This is a genomic window from Qipengyuania flava, from assembly GCF_019448255.1.
GTDB lineage: Bacteria > Pseudomonadota > Alphaproteobacteria > Sphingomonadales > Sphingomonadaceae > Qipengyuania > Qipengyuania flava_A.
Window position 1 is genome coordinate 2346211 of sequence record NZ_CP080410.1, and the last position, 22846, is coordinate 2369056.

General features: G+C 65.2%; 21 protein-coding genes and 1 tRNA gene. 7 read left to right on the forward strand and 15 right to left on the reverse strand.

From position 1 onward, the window contains the following. Positions 1–67: 67 nt before the first annotated feature. Both KUV82_RS11665 and KUV82_RS11670 read left to right on the forward strand, forming a co-directional pair. Positions 68–3490 carry a chemotaxis protein CheB gene (locus tag KUV82_RS11665; protein WP_219954435.1) on the forward strand — a complete coding sequence of 1141 codons (3423 nt, stop codon included), beginning with the start codon at positions 68–70 and terminating at the stop codon, positions 3488–3490. Positions 3491–3511: 21 nt separating this feature from the next. Beyond that, positions 3512–3883: a response regulator gene (locus KUV82_RS11670; RefSeq protein WP_258319739.1), complete on the forward strand. Its 372-nt coding sequence runs from the start codon at positions 3512–3514 to the stop codon at positions 3881–3883. A 10-nt stretch (positions 3884–3893) separates the two neighbouring features. On the opposite strand, the gene KUV82_RS11675 is transcribed toward KUV82_RS11670, so the two are convergent. From KUV82_RS11675 to KUV82_RS11715, 9 genes are all read right to left on the reverse strand, one after another. Then, a complete protein-coding gene (locus KUV82_RS11675) occupies positions 3894–4649 on the reverse strand; it encodes a phosphoadenylyl-sulfate reductase (RefSeq protein ID WP_219954436.1) in 756 nt (251 codons plus the stop codon). Beyond that, positions 4646–5071: a DUF934 domain-containing protein gene (locus KUV82_RS11680; RefSeq protein WP_219954437.1), complete on the reverse strand. Its 426-nt coding sequence runs from the start codon at positions 5069–5071 to the stop codon at positions 4646–4648. The genes KUV82_RS11675 and KUV82_RS11680 overlap by 4 nt, the downstream gene beginning before the upstream one ends. Further along, complete coding sequence (locus KUV82_RS11685) at positions 5064–6698, reverse strand: nitrite/sulfite reductase (RefSeq protein ID WP_219954438.1); 1635 nt, start codon at positions 6696–6698, stop codon at positions 5064–5066. The genes KUV82_RS11680 and KUV82_RS11685 overlap by 8 nt, the downstream gene beginning before the upstream one ends. 1 nt (position 6699) lies before the next feature. Next, positions 6700–6996: a DUF2849 domain-containing protein gene (locus KUV82_RS11690; RefSeq protein WP_219954439.1), complete on the reverse strand. Its 297-nt coding sequence runs from the start codon at positions 6994–6996 to the stop codon at positions 6700–6702. Further along, the gene (gene cobA, locus KUV82_RS11695; RefSeq protein WP_219954440.1) at positions 6993–7751 is read right to left on the reverse strand and encodes a uroporphyrinogen-III C-methyltransferase; all 759 of its coding nucleotides are present in this window, start codon (positions 7749–7751) and stop codon (positions 6993–6995) included. The genes KUV82_RS11690 and cobA overlap by 4 nt, the downstream gene beginning before the upstream one ends. A 97-nt stretch (positions 7752–7848) precedes the next feature. Next, a complete protein-coding gene (locus tag KUV82_RS11700) occupies positions 7849–8919 on the reverse strand; it encodes a mechanosensitive ion channel family protein (protein WP_219954441.1) in 1071 nt (356 codons plus the stop codon). 2 nt (positions 8920–8921) lie between these two features. Continuing rightward, entirely contained in the window at positions 8922–10133 is a 1212-nt protein-coding gene (metC, locus tag KUV82_RS11705) for a cystathionine beta-lyase (protein WP_219954442.1), read from the reverse strand. A 2-nt stretch (positions 10134–10135) separates the two neighbouring features. Next, positions 10136–10969 (reverse strand): sulfurtransferase, encoded by an 834-nt coding sequence (locus tag KUV82_RS11710; protein ID WP_219954443.1) that lies wholly within the window; start codon positions 10967–10969, stop codon positions 10136–10138. Between the two features lie 38 nt (positions 10970–11007). Then, the gene (locus KUV82_RS11715) at positions 11008–12105 is read right to left on the reverse strand and encodes a hypothetical protein (RefSeq protein ID WP_219954444.1); all 1098 of its coding nucleotides are present in this window, start codon (positions 12103–12105) and stop codon (positions 11008–11010) included. 119 nt (positions 12106–12224) lie between these two features. On the opposite strand from KUV82_RS11715, the gene queF reads away from it, so the two are divergent. From queF to KUV82_RS11730, 3 genes are read left to right on the forward strand one after another with little or no spacing between them, the layout of a single operon-like run. Then, positions 12225–12683 carry a preQ(1) synthase gene (gene queF / locus KUV82_RS11720; RefSeq protein WP_219954445.1) on the forward strand — a complete coding sequence of 153 codons (459 nt, stop codon included), beginning with the start codon at positions 12225–12227 and terminating at the stop codon, positions 12681–12683. 22 nt (positions 12684–12705) lie between these two features. Beyond that, complete coding sequence (locus KUV82_RS11725) at positions 12706–14322, forward strand: phytoene desaturase family protein (RefSeq protein WP_219954446.1); 1617 nt, start codon at positions 12706–12708, stop codon at positions 14320–14322. A gap of 53 nt (positions 14323–14375) precedes the next feature. Beyond that, entirely contained in the window at positions 14376–15173 is a 798-nt protein-coding gene (locus KUV82_RS11730) for a DUF1499 domain-containing protein (protein ID WP_219954447.1), read from the forward strand. Here KUV82_RS11730 and KUV82_RS11735 read toward each other — a convergent pair. The 5 genes from KUV82_RS11735 to KUV82_RS11755 all read right to left on the reverse strand — a co-directional run bounded on the left by KUV82_RS11735 (position 15163) and on the right by KUV82_RS11755 (position 20602). After that, positions 15163–15768 (reverse strand): CDP-alcohol phosphatidyltransferase family protein, encoded by a 606-nt coding sequence (locus KUV82_RS11735; RefSeq protein ID WP_219954448.1) that lies wholly within the window; start codon positions 15766–15768, stop codon positions 15163–15165. The two genes, KUV82_RS11730 and KUV82_RS11735, sit on opposite strands and share 11 nt — an antisense overlap. Before the next feature lie 22 nt (positions 15769–15790). Beyond that, positions 15791–17071 (reverse strand): NupC/NupG family nucleoside CNT transporter, encoded by a 1281-nt coding sequence (locus KUV82_RS11740; protein ID WP_219954449.1) that lies wholly within the window; start codon positions 17069–17071, stop codon positions 15791–15793. Between the two features lie 78 nt (positions 17072–17149). Next, positions 17150–19291, reverse strand: coding sequence for an FAD-dependent oxidoreductase (locus KUV82_RS11745; RefSeq protein WP_219954450.1), 2142 nt, complete (start codon positions 19289–19291; stop codon positions 17150–17152). A gap of 45 nt (positions 19292–19336) precedes the next feature. Next, complete coding sequence (locus tag KUV82_RS11750; protein ID WP_219954451.1) at positions 19337–20455, reverse strand: FAD-dependent oxidoreductase; 1119 nt, start codon at positions 20453–20455, stop codon at positions 19337–19339. Between the two features lie 57 nt (positions 20456–20512). Next, a tRNA-Ser gene (locus tag KUV82_RS11755) sits at positions 20513–20602 on the reverse strand. A gap of 162 nt (positions 20603–20764) precedes the next feature. Between KUV82_RS11755 and hspQ the strand changes: the two genes are divergently transcribed. Continuing rightward, positions 20765–21145: a heat shock protein HspQ gene (gene hspQ, locus KUV82_RS11760; protein WP_219954452.1), complete on the forward strand. Its 381-nt coding sequence runs from the start codon at positions 20765–20767 to the stop codon at positions 21143–21145. Positions 21146–21176: 31 nt separating this feature from the next. Here hspQ and KUV82_RS11765 read toward each other — a convergent pair whose 3' ends face one another. Then, positions 21177–22076, reverse strand: a complete 900-nt coding sequence (locus KUV82_RS11765; RefSeq protein ID WP_219954453.1) for an ABC transporter permease — start codon at positions 22074–22076, stop codon at positions 21177–21179. 72 nt (positions 22077–22148) lie between these two features. On the opposite strand from KUV82_RS11765, the gene KUV82_RS11770 reads away from it, so the two are divergent. Further along, positions 22149–22832, forward strand: a complete 684-nt coding sequence (locus KUV82_RS11770; RefSeq protein ID WP_219954454.1) for a GcrA family cell cycle regulator — start codon at positions 22149–22151, stop codon at positions 22830–22832. Positions 22833–22846 lie beyond the last annotated feature (14 nt).

Genomic DNA, 22846 nt, shown 5'->3' on the forward strand with positions numbered 1-22846 from the left:
CGATCTTGCCTTTGTACTGGAAAAGTCAGGAGAATTGACGCATCTCAATTCCAACGAAGGGGATGCAATGGCTGAGGAACGCCAGGACGGAACGAATGATGCCGAGGAAGCGCTTGGATTCCCGGTCGTCGCGATAGGGGCTTCGGCCGGCGGTCTCGAGGCCGTGAAGGAAATGCTATCGGCCGCACCGAAAGACTGCGGCCTTGCCTTCGTGCTTATCCAGCACCTCGACCCGCATCATGAGAGCCTGATGGCCGAATTGGTCGGTCGCTCCACCTCGCTTACGGTCAAGCAAATCAACGATGGCGACCAAGTCGAACCCGGTTGCGTCTTCGTCATTCCGCCGGGAAAGAAGCTTTCGATCAAGGCCGGGCGCCTGCAGCTCGAACCGTTTTCCGCGCCGCGCGGCCTGCGTCGTCCGATTGATGCGTTCTTCACCTCACTTGCCGAAACGCAAGGGCCGAACGCCGCCTGCGTCGTCTTGTCGGGCACGGGTGCCGACGGATCAGCGGGCCTGCGCGTGATAAAGGAGATGGGCGGCGTTTGCGTCGCGCAGGAACCGGGAACCGCACGTTACGACGGCATGCCCAGCGCCGCGATCGGCACGGGCCTGATCGATTACAGCCTGGCCCCGGAAGACATCGTCCCCGAACTCTCAGCCTATTTTCAGCGCCGCAACGAACGCCCCCTCAAGGGCGAAGCTGCGGTTGTTGCGTCAAATGTCGACCAGCTGTGCGAAGTCCTGCTCGATACGGTCGGGCACGATTTCAGCAGCTACAAGCGCACCACGCTGGTGCGCCGGATCGAACGCCGGATGCAGCTGCTCGATATCGAGACCGCGGAGGAATATCTCGAGCGTGTGCGCGGAGACGAGGAGGAATGCGAAGCGCTGTTCCGGGATCTCCTGATCCATGTGACCGCGTTTTTCCGCGATAGCGCCTTCTTCGACATGCTGCGCGACCATGCGATCAATCCGCTGGTGCAATCCATGTCGCTTTCGGACGAGATCCGCGTCTGGGTTCCCGGCTGCTCGACCGGCGAGGAAGCCTACTCGATCGCCATGCTCTTCGCCGAGGCCAGCGAGCATCGCGAGCGCAAGCCGATGGTGCAGATTTTCGCCACCGATATCAGCGAAGAGATGCTGCGCACCGCGCGCGAAGCCCGCTATCCCTCCAGCGCCCTGCTCGACATTCCCGAACGCTTCCGCGAAAAATACACCATCGGGCTCGACGGACAGTTCCAGATCACCCCGCGAATCCGCGACATGGTCCGCTTCTCCTCGCACAGCCTGATCAAGGATCCGCCCTTCTCGCGGCTCGACATGATTTCGTGCCGTAACTTGCTGATCTACATGGACGACAAGCTCCAGGGCTCGCTCGTCCCGCTGATGCATTATGCGCTCAAACCGGGCGGTTTCCTGTTCCTGGGTCCGTCGGAAAGCCTTTCGCGGCGCGACGATCTGTTCGTGCCGATCGATCAGAAGGCACGGCTGTTCAAGCGCAGCGAACGCGGCGTGTCTTATCCGATCGAATTGCCGCTCCGCCTCAAGGGCCGCCGGCCCAAACCCAAACCAAACGACCGCCCGCTGCGTCAGTTCGAGACTGGTAGTCGGTCCGATCTGTTCGCCAGCACGGTGATGGAACGCTACGCCCCGGCAAGCGTCCTGCTGACTCCGGACGGGGACCTGATGGCCTCCTTCGGCGAGCTGTCGAAATACTTCAAACTTTCGGTCGGCAACAACGACCAGCATGTGTCATCGATTGCCCGTCGCGGTGTCCGCGAGGTCCTCATGCCGCTGCTGCGCGAGGTGGCGGACAAAGGCGAACGCCGGGCCCTGCGCGATGTCGAGGTGACCAGCGAGTTCGGCACCCAGCGCTTCGACCTCATCGCCGATCCTCTGCCAGATGGCACGGTGACCGTGGTGTTCATCGAGGTCGAACGCTTCCGGCAGGAACTGAAAGACTATTATTCCGACAAGGGCGAACCCGATGACCGGGTTTTCGAGCTGGAGGAAGAGCTGCGCCTTACGCGGTTCCGGCTGCGCAGCACCGTCGAGGAGCTGGAGACGGCCAACGAGGAACTGAAGAGCTCAAATGAAGAAATGATGTCGATGAACGAGGAGCTCCAGTCGGCCAACGAAGAGCTTTCGACCGTCAACGAGGAGCTCAAGAACAAGGTCGACGAGCTGGGCGTCGCGCATGACGATCTCAAGAACTTCCTCTCCTCCACCAACATCGCCCTGCTCGTGGTGGACAAGGAGCTCCGAATCCGCGCCTTCACGCGCGAAGCGATCAAGATCTTCCCGCTTGTCGAGAGCGATCGTGGCCGGCCCTTGACCGATGTCGCCCCCCGGGTGGGCGACCTCAACATCGCGGCCGAAGCGCGCGAGGTGCTGCGCACTGGCAAGGTATTCGAGCAGCTTGCCGTCACGCAGGATACGTCAGAATTCTACACGGCGCGGATCGTCCCCTACACAATGACCGGTGGGAGCGTCGAAGGGGTCACGATGACCTTCTCGAACATCACGGCCCTCAAGGCTCTTGAAGGCGAGCTGCGCGACAAGAACGACCGTCTCGCCCTGGCGCTTACCATCGGGCGCATGGGTATCTGGGAATACCTCCCCGAAACCGGCGAAGTGCGGCTCGATGACGAGGAAGCCAAGCTCTTCGACCTTCCGGCGGATGGCGAACTCACTCTGGACGACATCGTCGGCCGTATCCACGAAGACGACCGCGACATGGTCACCGAAGCTCTGGGACGCGCCGTCAACGAAGGCGAGCTTTACGACCAGCAGTTCCGGGTGCGCCACGAGGACGGTTCGATCCATCACCTCAAGGGTATCGGACGGGCGGTCGACAGCAATTTGATCGTCGGCATCAATTACGACATCACGATTGAAGAGAGGAACAAGGCCGACAAGGAACTGCTCTTCCGCGAGATGAACCACCGGGTGAAGAACCTGTTCGCGGTGATCTCCTCGATCGTGAACATCGCAGCAAGGTCGGCGGTTTCGACGCAGGATCTCGCGGCCGGGCTCAAGGGACGTATCCTCGCCCTCGCCCGCGCCCACGAATTCACCCTCGAGCGCGAACGCGAACGGACGCAGGCAGGCCTTAAGGAAATGCTCGAGGTCGTGCTGGGTTCGCACAAGGTCGACCACGAGTTCACGCTCACCGGCCCCGAGGTAATCGTACCCCCTAATCTGACCACGCCGATCGGCATGATCGCCCACGAACTTGCGACCAATTCGAGCAAGTACGGCGCGCTGTCTGCGGATGACGGCGAAGTCTCGATTGCGTGGTCCCATGAAGACGGCAACGTCATCCTGCGCTGGCAGGAAAAGGGCGGACCTGTCGTTTCCGAGCCCCCGGCCCGGTCGGGCTTCGGATCGCTGATGATAGACAGCAGCGCTTCGCAACTCTCAGGCACCTTGGAACGAAATTGGCATTCCGAAGGTTTGGAAGTCGTTCTCGAATTTCCGCTCCCATAGCGGTGCCATTGGAGAGGCGCGTTGTCGCTCAAAGGTTTGCGGGTCCTGATCGCCGAAGATGAGGCGCTGGTCCTGATGAATTTGGAGATGATGGTCGAAGACGCCGGCGGCGAGGTCGTCGGGCTGGCGCGCACTTGCGCGCACGCGCTCGAGCTTGCCGAGACCGAGGCGATCGACGTGGCCATCCTCGATGTGAACCTGGCCGACCGCGAAGTGTACGACGCCGCCGACCTGCTCGCAGAACGCCAGATCCCGTTCGCTTTCTATTCGGGCCGCGCCAAGCGCGAAACGCTCGACACGCGCTTCCCAAAAGCCGGTTATCTTTCCAAACCGTCTTCCGATGACGAGATCATCCGCACGCTGAGCCGGTTGAAAGAGACCCAGGGGGCCTGACGCCTCCCTCTTACAGGAAGGGTTCTTCGCCCGGCTTGTGGATGCCGCATTCCACCTTGTCCCAGCCGGCCCAGCGGCCCGATCGCGCGTCTTCGCCGTCGGCGACGGGGCGCGTGCAAGGCGAGCAGCCGATGCTGGGAAAGCCGCGCTCGATCAGCGGGTGGCGCGGCAGGTCGTGTTTCTCGAAATAGGCGGCGATGTCCTCGGCGCTCCAGTCGATCAGCGGGTTGATCTTGAGGCGCCCCTGCGCGTCCGACGTGTCGAGCTCGAAGCGCGGCAGGTTCGCGCGGGTCGAGGACTGGAAGGCCTTGCGCCCGGTGAAGCTCGCATCGAACCCGGCAAGCGCCTTGGCGAGCGGTTTCACCTTGCGCAGTTCGCAGCAACCGTCGGGGTCGTAGGACCACCTGAGGCCGCTTTCATCGCGCGTTTCGAGGTCGGCGATCTCGGGAAACAGGTCGACCCGGTTGAGGCCGAGCCGCTCGGTCAGCTCATCACGGTAAGCGAGCGTTTCGGGAAAGTGCTTCCCGGTCTCGAGGAACAGGACCGGCACCGTGGGATCGACCTGGGCAATCAGGTGCAGCAGCACCGCGCTTTCCGCGCCGAAGCTCGACACCACCGCCGTATCGCCCGCAAGGTTTCCCTCGATTACCGCGCGCAGCCACTCTTCCGTCTCGGTCCCGCGAAACATGCGGTTCAGGCGGATGGCGTCGTGCTCGGTGAAGCGGGGAGCGGTGTCGAGACGGTCGATGGCGCGCAGCTCGTTCATGCGTGCCTCTTGGTCCAGATCGGCGTGCGGCCGTCGCCCGTGTTCTGATAGACCTCGGGCCAGCGTTCGAAGGCGGCCTTGACGTCGTCCTTGTCGAGCTGCTGATCGGGTTCGAAGGCGTCGAAACCGCAGCGGCGCATATAGGCAAGCTGGTCGACCAGCACATCGCCCACGGCGCGCAGTTCGCCCTCGTATCCGGCTTCACGCAGGATACGGGCAGAGGAGTAGCCGCGCCCGTCGCCGAAAGCGGGGAAATTGACTTCGACGAGGGCGAGGCGTTCGAGATGAGGCAGGAGCTCGCGTGCATCGTCGCCCGGTTCGATCCGCACGGCCGTCGCGTTGGACTGGTCGAGGAAGGAATCGACGGTCACCGCCGGGTGATCGACGGGCTCATCGTCGCGGTAGCGCAGGGTCTCAACCATAGAGCGCCTCCTTGAAAGGGTTCATGCCAATGCGGCGGTAGGTATCGACGAAACGCTCGCCCTCCTCCCGCTCGCGTTCGTAGACGCCGGTCACGGTCTCGACCGCGTCGACAATGCCGTTTTCGTCGAAGCCAGGGCCGGTGATCTTGGCGAGGCTGACATCTTCCGCCTCGCTGCCGCCGAGCAGGAGCTGGTAATTCTCCACCCCCTTACGGTCGACGCCGAGGATGCCGATGTGGCCCGCGTGGTGGTGGCCGCAGGCGTTGATGCAGCCCGAAATCTTGAGCTTCAGCTCACCCAGCGTTTCGGTCTTGCCGTTGGCGGCAAAGCGTTCCGAAATCTTCTGCGCCACGGGGATCGAGCGCGCGTTGGCGAGGCTGCAATAGTCGAGCCCCGGGCAGGCGATGATGTCCTCGATCGTGTCGAGGTTGGGGCTGCCGAGGCCCGCCGCTTCAAGCGCGGTCCACAGCGCGTGGAGATCGGCCTTGCGGACATGCGGCAGGACAATGTTCTGCGTGTGCATGACGCGCAGCTCGTCGAAGCTGCAATCCTTCGCAAGATCGGCCATCAGGCGCATCTGTTCCGCCGTCGCATCGCCCGGAATGCCGCCGACCGGCTTCAGGCTGATCACGGCCGAGACATAACCCGATGCCTTGTGGCCATGGGTGTTGCGATCGACCCAGAGCGCGAAATCGGGATCGCTGCGGTCGATATCCTCGCTGGGCGATTCTTCGAACAGGGGGTCTTCGAAATAGGTGCGGATACGCTCCAGCTCGGCAAAGGGCGGTTCGATGCCCTCGTCCAGCATGTGGGCGAATTCCGCTTCGACCTGGCGGGTGTATTCCTCCGCGCCCATTTCGTGGACGAGGATCTTGATGCGTGCCTTGTACTTGTTGTCGCGCCGGCCGTGGCGGTTGTAGACGCGAAGGCAGGCCTCGGCATAGGTAACCAGCTGGTCGAGCGGCACGAAGGGATTGATGCAGGGCGCGATCATCGGGGTGCGGCCCATGCCGCCACCAACGTAGAAGGCCGCGCCCAGCTCGCCCGCATCGTTCTTCACGATCTGGATGCCGATATCGTGCAGGCGCATCGCCGCACGGTCGGTGTCGCTGGCGATCACCGCGATCTTGAACTTGCGCGGCAGGTAGCTGAACTCCGGATGGAAGCTCGACCACTGGCGCAGCAGCTCCGCATAGGGACGCGGATCGACGAGCTCGTCGGCCGCAGCACCTGCGAAATGGTCCGAGCTGATATTGCGGATACAGTTACCGCTGGTCTGGATGGCGTGCATCTCGACCTTGGCGAGATCGGCGAGGATATCGCCCGCATCCTCCAGCTTGATCCAGTTGTACTGGATGTTCTGGCGCGTGGTGAAGTGGCCGTAGCCGCGGTCGTATTTGTCCGCGATATCGGCCAGCGCGTGCATCTGGCGGCTGTTGAGCGTGCCATAGGGAATGGCGACGCGCAGCATGTAGGCGTGGAGCTGCAGGTAGAGCCCGTTCATCAGCCGCAGCGGCTTGAACTGGTCTTCGGTCAGCTTGCCTTCGAGACGGCGGCGCGCCTGGTCGCGGAATTCCTCCACACGGGCGTCGACCATCGCCTGGTCGTACTGGTCGTAAACATACATGTCAGATCACCCAGTTGCCGATTTCGGGATCGGCGGGTTTGAGAGTGAGATCGGGGCGCACGGTCGGGCCGAGGGCGCGAACGCGGTCCTTGATGTGCGAGGGACGCGGGCTGCCATCCTGCAGCTCGGCATCGATGGCGTAGGGTACGTTGACGCGGCGAGCGGCCTCTTCGCGGCGAGCGATTTCATCCTCGCTGCCGGTCACATCGACCGCGTCTTCGATATGGATCGACCAGTCGCCGCCGGTCCACCAGGTGACCGCGCCGCTTTTAAGGTCGTTTCCGGTAAGAAGCCTCATCGGGCCACCTCTTGTGCAGCCGCGGCGAGCGCAAGATCGTCGCGCGCGGTAACCTCTCCAATTACGATGAGAGCGGGGCTGACGACCGCCTCCCGCTCGACAAGGTCCGGCAGACCTGCAAGCAGGCCGCGCAGCACGCGCATGTTGGGGCGCGTGCCGTTTTCGATCACGGCCACCGGCATGTCCGGGGCGAGCCCGTCTTCCATCAGCTTTTCGGCGATCTGCGGCGCGGTCTTCACACCCATGTAGATCACCAGCGTGCGGCCCTTGCCCGCAAGACCAGCCCAGTCCTGGTCCTTCAGCCCCTTGCACTGGCCGGCAACGAAGCTGACGATGCTGGAGGCGTCACGGTGGGTAAGCGCAATCTGCGACGCTGCGGCGGCGCCGTTGGCGGCGCTGATGCCGGGGACGACCTCGACCGCCACGCCCGCAGCGCGGGCCACTTCGGCTTCCTCGCCTCCGCGCCCGAAGATGAAGGGATCGCCGCCCTTCAGGCGCACGACGTCTTCACCTTCACGCGCGAAGCGCACCAGCAGGGCGCTGATGTCTTCCTGCGGCAGGGTGTGGTGCGAGCGGCGCTTGGCCACCGAGATGAGCTCGGCATCGCTGCGCGCGAGCGCGAGAATTGCGGGGTCGACGAGACCGTCGTGCACAATCACGCGGGCGCGCTCGATAAGCCGCGCGGCGCGGATCGTCAGGAGGTCGGGATCACCCGGCCCCGCGCCGACGAGATAAATGGTTCCGGTTTTTGCCATGGTGGCAAGATGCGAGCCGGCACGCGCAAGCGCCAATCAGAATGCGTGTGCGGCAAGGAAGGGGAAATTTTGAAACCGCAGATGTCCGCGCGGCAACCTATTCTTTTGTAACCGGCGTGCCCTGCTTGCCCTGCCCCATAATCTCGATCAGCCGGTCGAGCTGGTCGCTCGAACGCACGTGGAGATCGCGCTGCGGGAACGGGATCTCGATCCCGTTCTCCTTGAACAACCACCACAATTTCTTGAGCACGGCGCTGCGCACATTGCCCACGCCTTCCTCGGGATCGACGATCCAGCAGTGGATCACGAAGTTGACCGAACTGTCGCCATATTCGGCCATCCACACGGTCGGTGGCGGCGCGTTGAGCACCCGTTCGCAGCTTTTCGCAGCCTCGAGCATCAGCTCTTCGGCAAGGTTCATGTCGGCCTCGTAGCTGACGCCGACCGAAACCTGCATGCGCACGTTCTTGGAGGAATAGGACCAGTTCTCGACCTGGTTGATCATCAGGTTTTCGTTCGGGATCAGATATTCGCGCTGGTCGCGGGTCGTTACCGAAACCGCGCGAATGCCGATCTTGCGGATCTGGCCGAAACTTTCGTTGCCCGCTGCGTCCGTCACAGCGATGACATCGCCCGGTTTGATCGAGCGGTCCATCAACAGGATGATGCCTGCGATGAGGTTGCCAAAGGTCTTCTGGAGGCCGAAACCGATGGCAAGGCCAAAGGCGCCGGAGAACACGGCGAGCGCGGTGAGGTCGATCCCGAGCAGGTCGATCCCGAGGAAGAAGGCCGCTGCCCAAACGAGGATGGTGACGATCTTCTCCACCAGCAGTTGCTGCGTGTCGTCTAGCTTCGTGAGATGGCGCACCAGGCGGCGGGCCATGCGGCTGGCGAACCAGGCGAAGACCAGCACCCCGACGATAACGGCGCTGACGATGAGCACATCGAACAGCGAAATGCGGAAGTCGCCGAAGGACAGCGCCACCGCATCGAGCGTATCGACCACCGAGCCGACCGTCTCGCTGCGTGAACTCAGCGCCTCTTTTGCCCCTTCGGCTGCGGCGACAGAGCTTTGCTCCTCAGCCGGCTCGGCCAGGCTCCAGGCCTGCTCGACCGGCGCGGCCTCTGGCGTTTCGGTGCTGTCGGTGGGGGGAGTCTCGCCCTGCACGTCTATCCTTCGTCCATCGCTGCAAACCCGTTGGCGAGGTCGGCAATCAGATCCTCTTTGTCTTCAAGGCCGATCGATAGACGGATGGCGTAGCGGTCCTCAACCCCCCATCCCTCTTTCGGCCAGGCCATGGCGCTGCGCACGTCTTCGACATCGAACGGCAGGGCGAGGCTTTCAAAGCCGCCCCAGCTGTAACCGATGCCGAACAATTCCAGCGCATCGACCAGGCGGCAACGCGCCGCGTCGTCGCGCCCCTTGAGCACGAAGCTGAAGAGGCCGCACCCGCCGGTGAAGTCGCGCTGCCACAGGGCGTGGCCCGGCGTGCCGGGAAGCAGCGGGCTAAGCACATGAGCCACGTCGCTGCGCGCATCGAGCCACTCGGCCACAGCAAGCGCCGTTGCCGTCTGCCGTTCGAGGCGCACGCCCATGGTACGCAGGCCGCGCAGCACCAGAGCCGCGTCATCGGGCGAGACCACATGCCCCAATTGCTGCGCGCCCATGCGCAGGCGGCGATACCAGCGCTCGCCCGCGCTTGCCGCGCCCATCATGACGTCGGAATGCCCGCCTACATGCTTGGTCAACGCAGTGATCGCGATATCGCAGCCGCGCTCCAGCGCAGGAAAGCCGAGCGCGGTCGCCCAGGTATTGTCGACGAGGCTGACGGCGCCCTTCTCGCGCGCGATGCGAGCCAGCGCCGGGATATCGCAGACCTCCATCGTCAGGCTTCCCGGCACTTCCAGCATCACCGCGCGGGTCTTGTCGCAAAACGCCGCTTCGTAAGCTTCGAGGTCCAGAGGATCGAAGAAACGATGCCTGACGCCGAAGGTCTTCAAGAGGCCCATCGCGGCGCTGCGCGTGGGGTCGTAGGCGTTGTCGGCCACCAGCAGCACATCGCCGCTGCGCAGCACGGAAAGCAGCGCGCCGACAATCGCTGCAACTCCGCTCGGGTAGAGCACGGTCCCCGCCGCACCCGGCTCGAGTGCGGTCAGCGCTTCCGACAAGGCCCACTGCGTCGGCGCGCCGCGCCGGCCGTAGAAGAAAGTCCCGTCCTTGTTGTGCGCCTTGCGCGAACGAAGGTCCTCGCAGCTATCGTAAAGATGTGTGCTGGCCCGCCAGACGGGCGGGTTGACGACATCGCCGGCAAAATCGCCGGAGCGACCGCCTGTGACGAGCCGCGTTCCCGGCTTCAGCGTATCCTTGTCGGAACCTGACATGGTCAGCGCGCCGCCCCCTGTTCCTTGGGTGTTTCGGGATCACTGCCCCATTCGAGCCAGCTGCCATCGTACACCGCAGCATCGGGCACGCCGGCACGGTGAAGCGCGAAAGCCAGCACGCAGGCCGTCATGCCGCTGTTGCAAGCCGTGACGATAGGCACGCTCAGGTCCACCCCGGCCGCAGCAAAGGTTCCGGCGATGGCTTTGGGCGAGCGATAGGTGCCATCCTCAGCGAAAAGCGCAGCAAAGGGCACGTTGCGTGCGCCGGGAATATGCCCTTCGGAGCCGCTGCCTTCCTCTCCGGCGAAACGCGCAGCGTCGCGGGCATCGACCACCTGTTCGCCCTGCGATGCGGAATTGGCGAGCATGTCTGCCTTTCTACGCACCGAGGCGCGCGCCTCAGGCTCCGGGAACGCAGTCGGCGCGCTGCCGGCAACACCGGATTCGAGCGCGCGCCCTTCGGCCTTCCACTTGGCCAACCCGCCATCGAGAATGGCGACGCTCTCGAACCCGTAGAGCGTGAACAGGAACCACGCCCGCGCGGCGCTGCGGATGGCGCTGTCATCGTAAAGGACCACCCGGCTGCCGGGCGCAACGCCCATTTGTCCCATGCGGTCGGCAAATTGCCGGGCGTTGGGAACGGCTTTGGGCACCGCAGAACCCGCATCGACGAAGCTTGCAAGGTCGAGAAAGCGGGCGCCGGGTATGTGCCCCTCGTCGAATTCGGCCGGCGCGTTGCGCGGGCTGTCGGGCAGGTGCAGCGTGGCGTCCAGCACCACGAGATCCTCGGCGCCGAGCGTGTCGGCAAGCCACTGTGTCGAAACCAGACTGTCCATCGCCTAGGGGCGTAGCGCCCGCGCGGGGCCAAGTCGAGCTAGGCAAGCTCGCGCTGGGCGATCGGCGCGTAGCTGCGCGGGCCTTCGTCGAGGCGGATTGGCTGGACGCGGCCCCCGCCCGGGGCGCCGAGGCCGACCACGAAGGTCTTCACCAGCGCGCCCTCACCCGGCCCGTCGATGCGTACGCGCAGCAGCGGAACTAGCAGCGGAAAGCGGCCCTGGTGGATCACGTTGACACCCGCCAGCGGGAGCTGGACCTGCCCGTCAACCACGACGCTCTGGCGAGGCGCCATGCGTTCGAGGGTGTGCCGGGTCTCGAGCGCGGTCGAGGGCGTCGCGACCTGCTCTTCCATCGGCGCTGCCGCATGGGCCGAGACGAGGTCCATGCCCACGACCAGATCGGTGAGGGCAGCGTCGGTCCGGTTGACGAGCGTCATGCGGTACTTGACCGTGGCGAAAGCCGCGCTGCGAATGAGCTTGTCGTATTCGAGCCGGATCTGCACCGCATCGGCCATGGCGGCGAGCGGTGCCGCGGCCGGTTCGCGGGGGACAACCGGGCGCTCGATCTCGGGCACCGCGGCGTCACTGCGGCGCTTCCACAAGGCGAAGCCTGCACCAAGCAGCGCCAACAGCGCCGCGCCGAGGCCGATCGGCAGCCATGGCAGGTCTTCGCCGGGCTCCTCGGCAACCGGCATCCCGGTTGGGAGAGCGAGCGGCGACGAACCCGTTCCAGCGGCCGTCGCCGTTGCAATCGGCGTCGGCGTCGGCGTCGGAGCAGGCGAAAGCTGCGCCTCGGGCTGGCGCGGCGCGGTTTCGACTGTGCGCGGCGTTACGCTCGGCAAGGGCGTTGCGCGCGGAGTTGCAATGCTGGCGGGGGCCTGCGTTGCAGTTGCACTGGGCGTCGGTGTCGGCGCAGGCGAGGCGGCCGGTCTGGGTGTTGGCGTCGGCGTGTTCACCGCGCGCGGGACAATCGCTACGCCGCTCTGCACATCCGCCGGTCCCTGCGCCTGCGGAGTGGGCGTCGGGGTCGGCGTCCCGAGGTTCTCGAGACTGAAATCGTTCACTGACTGCGCCTGCGCAGCAGCGGGCAGGCTGGCGGCCAGGGCGAAGACGGAAAGGGCGGTGCGCAGGTGCATAATGGTTCGGGTCGGCGTCAAAAGCGCGCTTATGGGGGGAGCCGCGCTGAATAGGTTCTGAAGCGACCGGTTCCAAGCCTTGCCTTGCGCCCGCGCGCCATTCGCGGCACAGGCGCGGCATGAGCGACACACCCGCACCCAAGTTCCTCGGCGCGACCACCGCGCTGCCCGCTTCGCCCGAAGAGGCCGAGCTCGATTACGTGCCGAACCCGCGCGCCGGCCAGCTCTACATGGTCCGCTTCGCCGCGCCCGAATTCACCTCGCTGTGCCCGGTCACCGGCCAGCCCGATTTCGCGCATCTGGTGATCGACTACGCGCCGGGCGAAACCATCGTCGAATCGAAGAGCCTCAAGCTCTTCCTCGGCAGCTTCCGCAACCACTGCGGTTTCCACGAGGACGTGACCGTCGGCATCGGCCAGCGCCTGTTCGACGAAATGAAACCGCAATGGCTGCGTATCGGCGGCTACTGGTATCCGCGCGGCGGCATTCCGATCGACGTCTTCTGGCAGAGCGGCGCGCCCCCAGCCGACCTGTGGCTGCCCGACCAGGGCGTCTCCTCATACCGCGGCCGCGGCTGACGCGCGCCTTGGACCGCAGCGCATGACCAAGGCTTACGATGCGGTCATCATCGGCGGGGGCCACAATGGCCTCGTCTGCGCCTTCTACCTCGCGCAGGCAGGCCTGAAGGTTCGCATTCTCGAACGGCGCGACGTGGTCGGCGGCGCGGCGGTGACCGAGGAATTCCATCCCGGTTTCCGCAATTCGGTCGCCAGCTACACCGTCAGCCTGCTGCAGCCCAAGGTGATCCGCGACATGCGGCTGGCCGAACACGGCTACCGCGTGATCGAACGGCCGATCTCCAACTTCCTGCCGCAGGAAGACGGCGGCTACCTCAAGCTGGGCGGCGGGCTCGAACGCACGCAGGCCGAGTTCCGGCGGTTTTCGAATGCCGATGCCGAGGCTCTGCCCGCCTATTACGACGCTCTCGAAGGCGTGGCCGAAGTGCTGCGGGCGCTTGCGCTCAAGAGCCCGCCCAATGTCGGCGACGGTCTGCGATCCTTGCTGGCGGGCGCGGCCCAAGGCTGGGGCGTTTCGCGGCTCGGGATCGAGGCCAAGCGCGACATACTCGACCTCTTCACCAAATCGGCCAGCAGCTTTCTTGGCCAATGGTTCGAAAGCGAGCCGGTCAAGGCGGCCTTCGGCTTCGACGCGGTTGTTGGCAATTACGCCTCGCCCGATACGCCCGGCAGCGCCTATGTCCTCCTCCACCACGTCTTCGGCGAGGTGAACGGCACCAAGGGTGCCTGGGGCCACTGCGTGGGCGGCATGGGCACGATCACGCAGATCATGGCCGAGGTCTGCCGCAAGGCCGGGGTCGAGATCAGCCTGGAGGCGCCGGTTGCGGAAGTGCTGGTCGATGGCGGTACGGTTGCGGGCGTGAGGCTCGAGAGCGGTGAGGAAATCGCGGCGAAGCGCGTCATCGCCAACGTCGGGCCCAAGCTTCTTTACGGCTCGATGCTGGACGAGGCGCACCAGCCGGAGGATTTCCGCCGCCGCATGCGCGGGTTCAAGGCGGGCGGCGGGACCTTCCGCATGAACGTCGCGCTGTCCGAGTTGCCGCGCTTCACCGCCCTGCCCGAACCGGGCGAGCACCACCAATCGGGCATCATCATCGCGCCCACGCTCGACTACATGGACAAGGCCTTCCTCGATGCAAAAGCGCATGGCTGGTCGAAAAAGCCGATCGTCGAAATGCTGATCCCGAGCACGGTGGACGACAGCCTAGCGCCTGAGGGCCAGCACGTCGCCAGCCTGTTCTGCCAGCAATTCGCGCCCGAACTGCCCGCCAAGGAGGACGGAACCAGCCGCGACTGGGACGCGGAAGAAGGCGCCGCGGCAGATACGATCATCGATACGGTCGAGGCTTACGCCCCGGGCTTCCGCGCCTCGATCCTCGGGCGGCAGGTGCTCAGCCCCAAGGGTCTCGAGCGCAAATTCGGCCTCGTCGGCGGCGATATCTTCCACGGGCACATGAGCCTCGACCAGCTGTGGTCCGCCCGCCCCGTACTGGGCCATGGCGCGTACCGGGGGCCGGTCAAGGGGCTCTACATGTGCGGTGCGGGCACGCATCCCGGCGGCGGCGTGACCGGGGCGCCGGGGCACAATTGCGCCCGCGAAGTGCTCTTCGATCGCGGAAACTGGCGCCGCTTCCGATAGCACGCGCGTGTCTGGCGACTTGCAGGCTCGCCGCACCGCGCTAGAACACGCGCATGAAAAACGCGCCCTGGCATAGCCGTCTCGCCCTCACCCTCGCGGTGCTCCTGCCCATTTACTTCGCAGTTGCCGCACTCGGCACGAAGTTCGGCTTGTGGGGCTGGCGTACGGGCCTGCTGTCGCTGACCGTGCAGGCAGGGCCTATCCTGCTGGGCATCGTAGCACTGGTTGCGCTGGTCTCGCTGATCATCGCCCTGGTGCGCAAGCCGCGCAAGGGCTGGGCCCTTTCGCTGATTGCCCTGCTGGTGCCGGTCGGCATCTTCGCCGTGCTTGGCTACATCCGCAGCCAGAGCGCGGAAATTCCGCCGATCCACGACATTTCGACCGATGTCGACACCCCGCCCGCCTTCTCCGAAGCGACGATGCAGGCGCGCGCAGCGAGCGAGGCAAACACGCTCAACGATTACACCACGCCGCTGGGCGAGATCGAGATGTGGGCGAGCGCCGAGGCACCGCTTGCAAACCAGTCGCACGCACAGATCATCACCGCATCCTATCCCGATCTCGCGCCGCTGCCGCTCGGTTCGGCCAGCGAAGCCGACGCTGTGGCGGCAGTCGCCGCAGCGATGGAGGACATGGGCTTTGCGAACGTCACTGCCGATGCAGGTGCGGGCCGCGTGGAAGGCGTGGCGGAAACCTTCTGGTTCGGCTTCAAGGATGATGTGGTTGCGCGGGTTGCCGAAGGCGAAATCGACTTCCGCTCCGTCTCCCGCGTCGGTGTAAGCGACCTCGGTGCCAACGCCGCGCGCATCGCCAAGCTGCGCGAGGCGGTCGCCGCCAGGCTCAATCCCTGAACTGGATGACCGCCAGCGCGCTGCGCTGGAACACCGTCAGCACGCACAGCGCCGCATAGCCATAGGCTATGGGCACGAACCAGTGCGGGAACAGGCCGAAAGCGATGAAGACCGCCACCGTCTCCGTGCCCTCAGCCAGGCCGGTCGAATAGAAGAAACTCTTCTTGCCATGCGCTTCGCTGGTCTCGCCGCGCTGGGCAGCGGCGACCGCGAAGGCGAGAAAGCTGACGCCCGTCAGGACGAAGCTCGCCACCAGTACCAGCGCGGCCTGCGTGTTTGCCGGGTCGAGCAGTCCGAAGGCCAGCGGGATCGAGACGTAGAAGGCAAAATCCGCGACGATATCGAAATAGCCGCCGAGCTGGGTCGGACCGTTCGCGCGGGCGACCGCGCCGTCGAGCCCGTCGAGCAGGCGGTTTGCGATGATCAGGGCAAGGCCCAGCGTGACCTGCCCGAACGCTATCGCCGCCGCCCCGCCCAGCCCCAGCGCCAAGCCGGCAAAAGTCAGTGCGTTCGCCGTCACGCCCCATCGGGCGAGCACCGCGCCCATGCGGTTGAGCGGCGGGTCGATCAGGGGGCGGATACGCGCATCGAACACTGGCTTGCTGCTCCCTTCCCGATCAGGCCCAGGTGATAAGGCCGATCCAGGCGCCGGTCATCGCGGTCGCCATATTGCCCGCAAGCCAGCTGCGCATGCCCAGCCCGGCCACTTCGGCGCGGCGCTCCGGGCACAGTGTCCCGATCGTCGAGACCAGGAGGCCCACGCTGGCGAGGTTCGCGACGCCGCACAGGGCGTATGTCACGATCAGCAGGCTGCGCGGCCCGAATGTGTCCTGCGGCAGCGCGGCAAGTTCCAGATAAGCGACGTATTCGTTGAGGATCGCCTTGGTGCCAAGCAGGCCACCTGCCGCCTGCGCCTCGCTCCACGGCACGCCGATCAGCCACATAACCGGCGCGAAGATCCAGCCGAACACGCGTTTCAATGACAGCGGTTCGCCATCGACCAGCGGAAGCAGCGCCAGCACCTGGTCCGCCAGCGAGACCAGCGCAAACACCACGATGATGACGGCGATCACCGCGAGGAAGAGCTGCATTCCGTCCATCGTGCCCTTCACGATGGCGTCGATGCTGGATTCGTAGCGCAAGCCGGGCTCGTTGCGGACCGGCTCTGCGCCGTCCTCGCCGGCGGTCTCCTCGCCCGGCACCATGAGCTTTGCCATGAGCAGCGCGGCTGGGAGCGAGATGAGCGAGGCGGAGATCATGTGTCCGACCGCATCGGGCACCGTCTGCGACAGCGTGGTTGCGTAGAGGATCAGGATCGCGCCGCTGATCGTCGCCATCGCCAGCACCATGACCTGGAACAGGTCCGCCCGGCTCATCTTCGCGAAATAGGCGCGGACGACCAGCGGGCTTTCGACCACGCCTAGGAACATGTTCGCCCCGCCCGACAGGCCGACCACGCCGCTGACCTTGAGCGTGCGGCGCAGCAGGAAGGAAAGACCGTTCACCAGCCAACGCAACACACCCCAATGCCACAGCAGCGCGGCCAGCGCGGAAAAGACGATCACCAGCGGCAGGATCTGAAAGGCGATCACGACCGGCGCCTGCGTGCCCTCTTTCAGCTCGAAAGGCAGCGGCGCGCCGCCGAGATAGCCGAACATGTAGGAGGACCCGTCGAGCGTCGCGCGCTCGATGGCCGAAACCGCTTCATTAGCCAGCGTCACGGCGTCCCACACAAGGGGCACTCGCACGATCAGGACGGCAAGCACCGCCTGCAACGCAAGCGCTCCGGCGATCCAGCCCCAGGACGGGCGCTGCGCGCGGTTTTCCGACACGGCCCAGGCCAGCAGGACAAGCGCAGCGATGCCGATAAGCCCGCGAAACTGGTCGAAAATCTCCACGCGCGCGCCCCGCCTTGCCTAGTCCCTAACGCTTCAAGACCGTGTCATGTTCGCGAAAAGCACCCAGCGCAAGGGCGCTTAGCCGCGCCGCCAGTCGTGGTACTTCTCGACCAGCTTCAACAGGCCTTCGGGCTTGTGCTTCTTCTTCCATTCGCCGGCCGCGAACTTGTTGGCTTCGGCCATGGTCGGGTAGGAATGGATCGTGCCGAGGATCTTGTTGAGGCCCAGCTTGTGCTTCATCGCGAGGACGTATTCGGCCAGAAGCTCGCCCGCATGCGCACCGACAATGGTCGCGCCAAGGATCGTGTCCTTGCCGCCCGCCGGGGTCAGCACCTTGACGAAGCCCCTGGTCTCGCTTTCGGCAATGGCCCGGTCGAGATCGTCGAGGTCGTAGCGGGTCACTTCATAGTCGATGCCCTGCTCCTTCGCTTCGGTCTCGTTGAGGCCGACGCGTGCGACTTCGGGGTCGAGGAAGGTGACGGCCGGGATCACGCGGTAATCCGCCTTGAACTTCTTGAACTGGCCGAACAGCGCGTTGACGCTGGCGAACCACGCCTGGTGGCTGGCCGTGTGGGTGAACTGGAAGGGTCCGGCCACATCGCCTGCGGCAAAGATATTGGGGTATTTGGTCGCGAGGAACTCGTCCGTCACGACTGTCTTGTCGGTATCGATACCGATGTCTTCGAGCCCGTAGCCCTTGAGGCGCGCAGCGCGGCCCACGGCGACGATCAGGGTGTCGAAGGGAATGGCGATCTCCTGGCCGCCGTGTTCTGCAACGAGCTGTCCCTTGTCGACCCGGACGGCGCGATGATCGGTGAGCACTTCGACGCCCGATGCTTCGAGCGCGGACTTGGCGAGCGCGGAGACTTCGTCATCCTCGCGGCCGAGGACGCGGTCCGCCATCTCGACCTGCGTGACCTTGGACCCGAGTCGGGCGAGCGCCTGCGACAATTCGCAGCCAATCGGCCCGCCGCCAAGCACCGCCACGCGCGCGGGCGCTTTCTCCATGGTCGCAAAGGCGTCCCACATGGTGTCGCTGGTGAGATAGCCGCTGCCCTCCAGCCCTTTGATCGGGGGAACGAAGGGTTCGGCGCCGGCGGCAATCACGATGGCGCGCGTGGTCAGGCGCTGGGTGCCGCCATCGTTGCGAGCGATCTCGACGGTCCAGGGGTCGATGACCTTGGCGTAGCCTTCTACCACATCGACGCCGAGGCCTTCGTAGCGCTCGACGCTGTCATGCGGTTCGATGGCTTTTACCGCGCCCATGACGCGCGCGATGGTTTGGCCAAACGGCACCTCGGGCTCGGCCGCCTTGAGGCCATAGCGGTCCGCGTGGCGCATCTGCTCGGCCACCTTGGCGCTCTTGATCAGCGCCTTGGACGGCACGCAGCCGGTGTTGAGGCAGTCGCCGCCCATCTTGTTGGCTTCCACCAGCGTGACCTTGGCCTTCACGGTCGCCGCGATCAGCGAGGAGACGAGCCCGGCCGAGCCTGCGCCGATAACCACAAGGTTGCGGTCGAAGCTCTTGGGCTTGGTGTAGGCGGCGTAGACCTTGCGGCGCTTGATCACGGCGATGATGCCCTTGGCGATCCACGGCACGAAAGCGAGCGCGGCGAAGGAGCCCAGCAGCATCGGGGAGAGCAGCCCGCTCGCGCTCTCGATCTGCGCCAGCTGCGTGCCGGCGTTCACATAGGCGATGGTGCCGAGCAGCATGCCGATCTGGCTCACCCAGGCGTAGGTGAAGGTCTTCATCCGGGTCAGGCCCATGACGAGGTTCACCACAAAGAAGGGAAACAGCGGGATCATGCGGATGGTGAAAAGGTAGAAGGCCCCGTCGCGCTCAAGCCCGTCGTTGATCGCCTTCAGCCGGTCGCCAAAGCGCCCCTCGATCGTATCGCGCAGGACATAGCGCGCGGAGAGGAAGGCAAGCGTTGCGCCCAGCGTGGACGCGAAGGAGACGAGGATCGTGCCGACCAGCAGTCCGAACAGCGCACCCGCCGCCAGCGTCAGGATGGCGGCGCCCGGCAGCGATGCGGCGGTCACGGCCACGTAAATCGCGAAGAAGCCAGCAAGCACGGGGGCCGGATTGTCGCGGTAGAAGCTGTCCCATTGGCCGACAGCGCCCTTGATCCCTTCGATCGTCAGCTGTTCGCCGACATCGAAATAGAAATAGCCGGCGACCAGGGCCGCCAGGGCTAGGAGGATGAGTAGTTTCTTCATGATGCCCCTTTGTTGCTTCCCTTTTCGAAAGCGTCCCGTCTCCGGTTACACCCCGCCCGCCAGTTTCGCGAACCGTTCGATCCAGCGCGTGTCGATCCAGCGTTTGAGCCGATCGGCCCATGCCCCTTGTGCGGCCAGGGGACCATAGGTCGCAGCACCCGCCCCGTCTCCTGTCGAAAGCAGATAAAGGCTCGCCGGGCGCGGGTGGTAGGAGGCAAGGCTCCCCTTCCCGTCCAGCGCATGCCGGAGATTCTGCGCAAGCACCGGTCCTGTGTGCACGGCATGGACACCCGAGTGCGGGACAAAGCGGTCCTGGCGAGAAGCCACGTCTCCAGCTGCGAAGATGGTTGGATGCGAGAGCGAGCGCTGGTGCCGGTCGACCGCGATAAAGCCGTGCTCGTCGACCGCGAGACCGCTTGTCCGTGGCCATTCGGGCGCGCCTGCGGGCAAAGCCGCGAGCACGGCGTCGAGGGGCTCAAGCGAGCGCTCACCCGCCATGAGGACACCGCTCTCGAACCGCGCGTTCTCCTCGATCACCTCGATGCCCTGCGCCGCAAGTTCGCGGCGGACCAGTCGCCGGGCGCGCTTGCCAAAGCTGGCGAGCAGTCCCTCGGCACCGGCAACAAGCACGACCGTGCCGCGTGCGCCCAGTCGTTTTCGCAAGGCGAAGGTCAGTTCCACACCGCCGGCGCCACCGCCGAGAACGGCTACTCGCAAGCCGGCTTCATCGTGTGCGGAAAGCCTTTCTTCGAAGCGTTCGAGGAAGGAGGTAATCGGGCGCACATCGAGAAGGCGCGGATCATCGCCAACCATCTCGCGGGCCGCGCCTACCCCGCCCGTATCGATCGAACACCAGTCGAACCCGATCGCATCGCCGGATTCTGTGGTGAGGCTGCGCCCGTCATCTCCAAGGCCATTGCAGCGGTCGTAGACCATCGTGATCCCCGCCCGCTCCGCGAGCGCGTGCAGGTCTATCAGGCCGTCATTGACGCCGTAGTCGCCAGCGAGCGTCCCGGGAATCATCCCCGAATAGCGTGCGTGGCGTCCCGGTGAGAGGAGGATGTGCCGGCCTGCGGGCGTGCCGTTCTCGATCCAGTCGGCAAGAACCCCAAGATGCGCGTGTCCGCCACCAACAAGCACCAGCCGCGCGTGATCAAGCCTCATGGGCGTGCGGAGTGTCGCCGGGCGTGCAGTATGTCAATCAAATGCAGGGAAACACAATGGCGGAGAGGGTGGGATTCGAACCCACGATACGGTTGCCCGTATACCGCATTTCGAGTGCGGCGCATTCGACCTCTCTGCCACCTCTCCGCTTGTGTAGGGTGCGCTTGCGGGCCTGAGGCCCCGGTCGAAGCGAGCGCGCCGATTAGCCGAGCCACTCTGCCTTGCCAAGCCCCTTTTCGCGAGAATTCGGGGGATCGATTTCGCAGCCCCATTGTATCGCTGCGCCCCAGCCCCATATTCTCTGCACTCATGGATCGTGCTCACTATTTCTCCGCCCAGGCCGGTCGCACCATCGTTGCCCCGCGCCGCCTCAAGACCCGCTTCGCCATCGGCGATGTGGTGAAACACCGCGTGTTCGATTTCCGCGGCGTGATCTTCGATATCGATCCGGTCTTCGCCAACAGCGAGGAATGGTACGAAGCGATCCCGGAAGAAATCCGGCCGGACCGCGAACAGCCCTTCTACCACCTGCTCGCCGAGAGCGATGACAGCGACTATGTCGCCTATGTCAGCCAGCAGAACCTGGTGATGGATTCGATCTCCGGCCCGGTTTCACACCCGGACGTGCACCAGTATTTCGAGCAGTTCGAGAACGGGCGCTATCGCATGCGCCGCAGCATGACGCACTGATCCTGGCCCGGCCGCATCCGCGGCCCCAGGCTCAGTTCTTGATCTTCCAGCCGGACTTCAGCAGCGCATAGGTGCCGAGCGCGAGCAGTGCGTTCAGCACCAGCAAGCCTGCGCCCGCCATCAGCACCGCGCTGCTATCGCCAATGTCGCTCTGGCCGAGGAAGCCATAGCGGAAGCCGGAAATGACGTAGAAGAACGGATTGGCGTGGCTGACCGCCTGGAAGGCAGGCGCGAGCCGGTCGATCACGTAGAAGGTGCCCGACAGCATCGCGAGCGGAGCGATCACGAAATTGGTGACGGCCGCGTTGTGGTCGAACTTTTCCGCCCAGATCGATGCGAGCAGCCCCAGCAGGGCCAGCATGACCGCGCCCATCAGGCCGAACCACAGCACCGCCCAGGGGGCCGCCATCGAGAGGCTGACACCCGGATAAAGCATCATGGCGCCCGACACGACGAAGCCGACTGCGATGGCGCGGGTCACCGCAGCGCCGACGATCCCGGCCATCAGCTCGCCTTCCGAAAGCGGCGGCATCAAGAGGTCGATGATCGTCCCCTGGATCTTGCCCGAGAGCAGCGAAAAGCTGGAATTGGCGAAGGCGTTCTGCATCATCGCCATGGCGATAAGGCCCGGCGCGACGAAGGTCGGGAAGTTCACGCCCAGCACTTCGCGCCCGCCGCGCCCCAGCGCGACCGAGAAGATGACCAGAAAAAGCAGCGTCGTGACGGCCGGGGCCCAGATTGTCTGCGTCTGGACCTTGAGAAACCGCCTCACCTCCTTCATATAGAGGCTCCACAGGCCAATCCCGTTGATCCCGCGGATCACCGGGCGTCCCCGCGGCGGAAACCGGCCCTCCCCTCCGGCATTACCCTCTACGAACGAGGCGTCCGGGTTTTCGCTTCCGGGCGAGACGGGCTGGGCTTGATCGACCATGGGGGCGCGACTAGGCCCAAGCGTCACGGCATGCAAGCCGCGGCGTCGAGACACGAGATACAGGACTGCGCAATGAGCTGGACCGACGAACGGATCGCAACGCTTAAGAAGATGTGGGAAGGCGGATCGACCGCCAGCCAGATCGCCGAAGAACTGGGCGGGGTGAGCCGCAACGCCGTGATCGGCAAGGCCCACCGCCTTGGCCTCAAGTCGCGTCCCTCGCCGGTCAAGGCCAACGACAAGAAGAAGGCCCCGGCCAAGAAGCCGGCTGCGCCCAAGCCCGCCGCCAAGAAGGCCGCGAAACCGGCCGCGCCGAAGCCGGCGCCCGCTGCCCCGGCAAAGCCTGCTCCTGCGAATTCTGCACCCAAGCAGGACGCCGCTGTTCCCTCGCAGCCGCTGCCCAACAAGACGCCGGACCTGCCCAAGATCGTCTCGATCGGCCCGGGCGGCTTCCAGCGCCAGGGCCCCGGCGACCAGCAGGCCCCGATCCCGCCCGCGCCCCCGCGCCGCCTCGTGCCCGCAAAGCCCAGCCCCGAGATCGCTGACAAGACCAGCCTGCTGGACCTGTCGGACAAGGTCTGCCGCTGGCCGATGGGCCACCCGGGCGAACCCGATTTCCATTTCTGCGGTGAAGCGGTGAACCCCGGCTTCCCCTATTGCGTCGAACACTGCGGCCGGGCCTATCAGGCACAGCTGCCCCGCGGTGCGCGCCGTCCGCCTCCGCCGCTGCCGTTCGGCGGACCGCGCGTTCGCTGATTTTCACTTTCCGG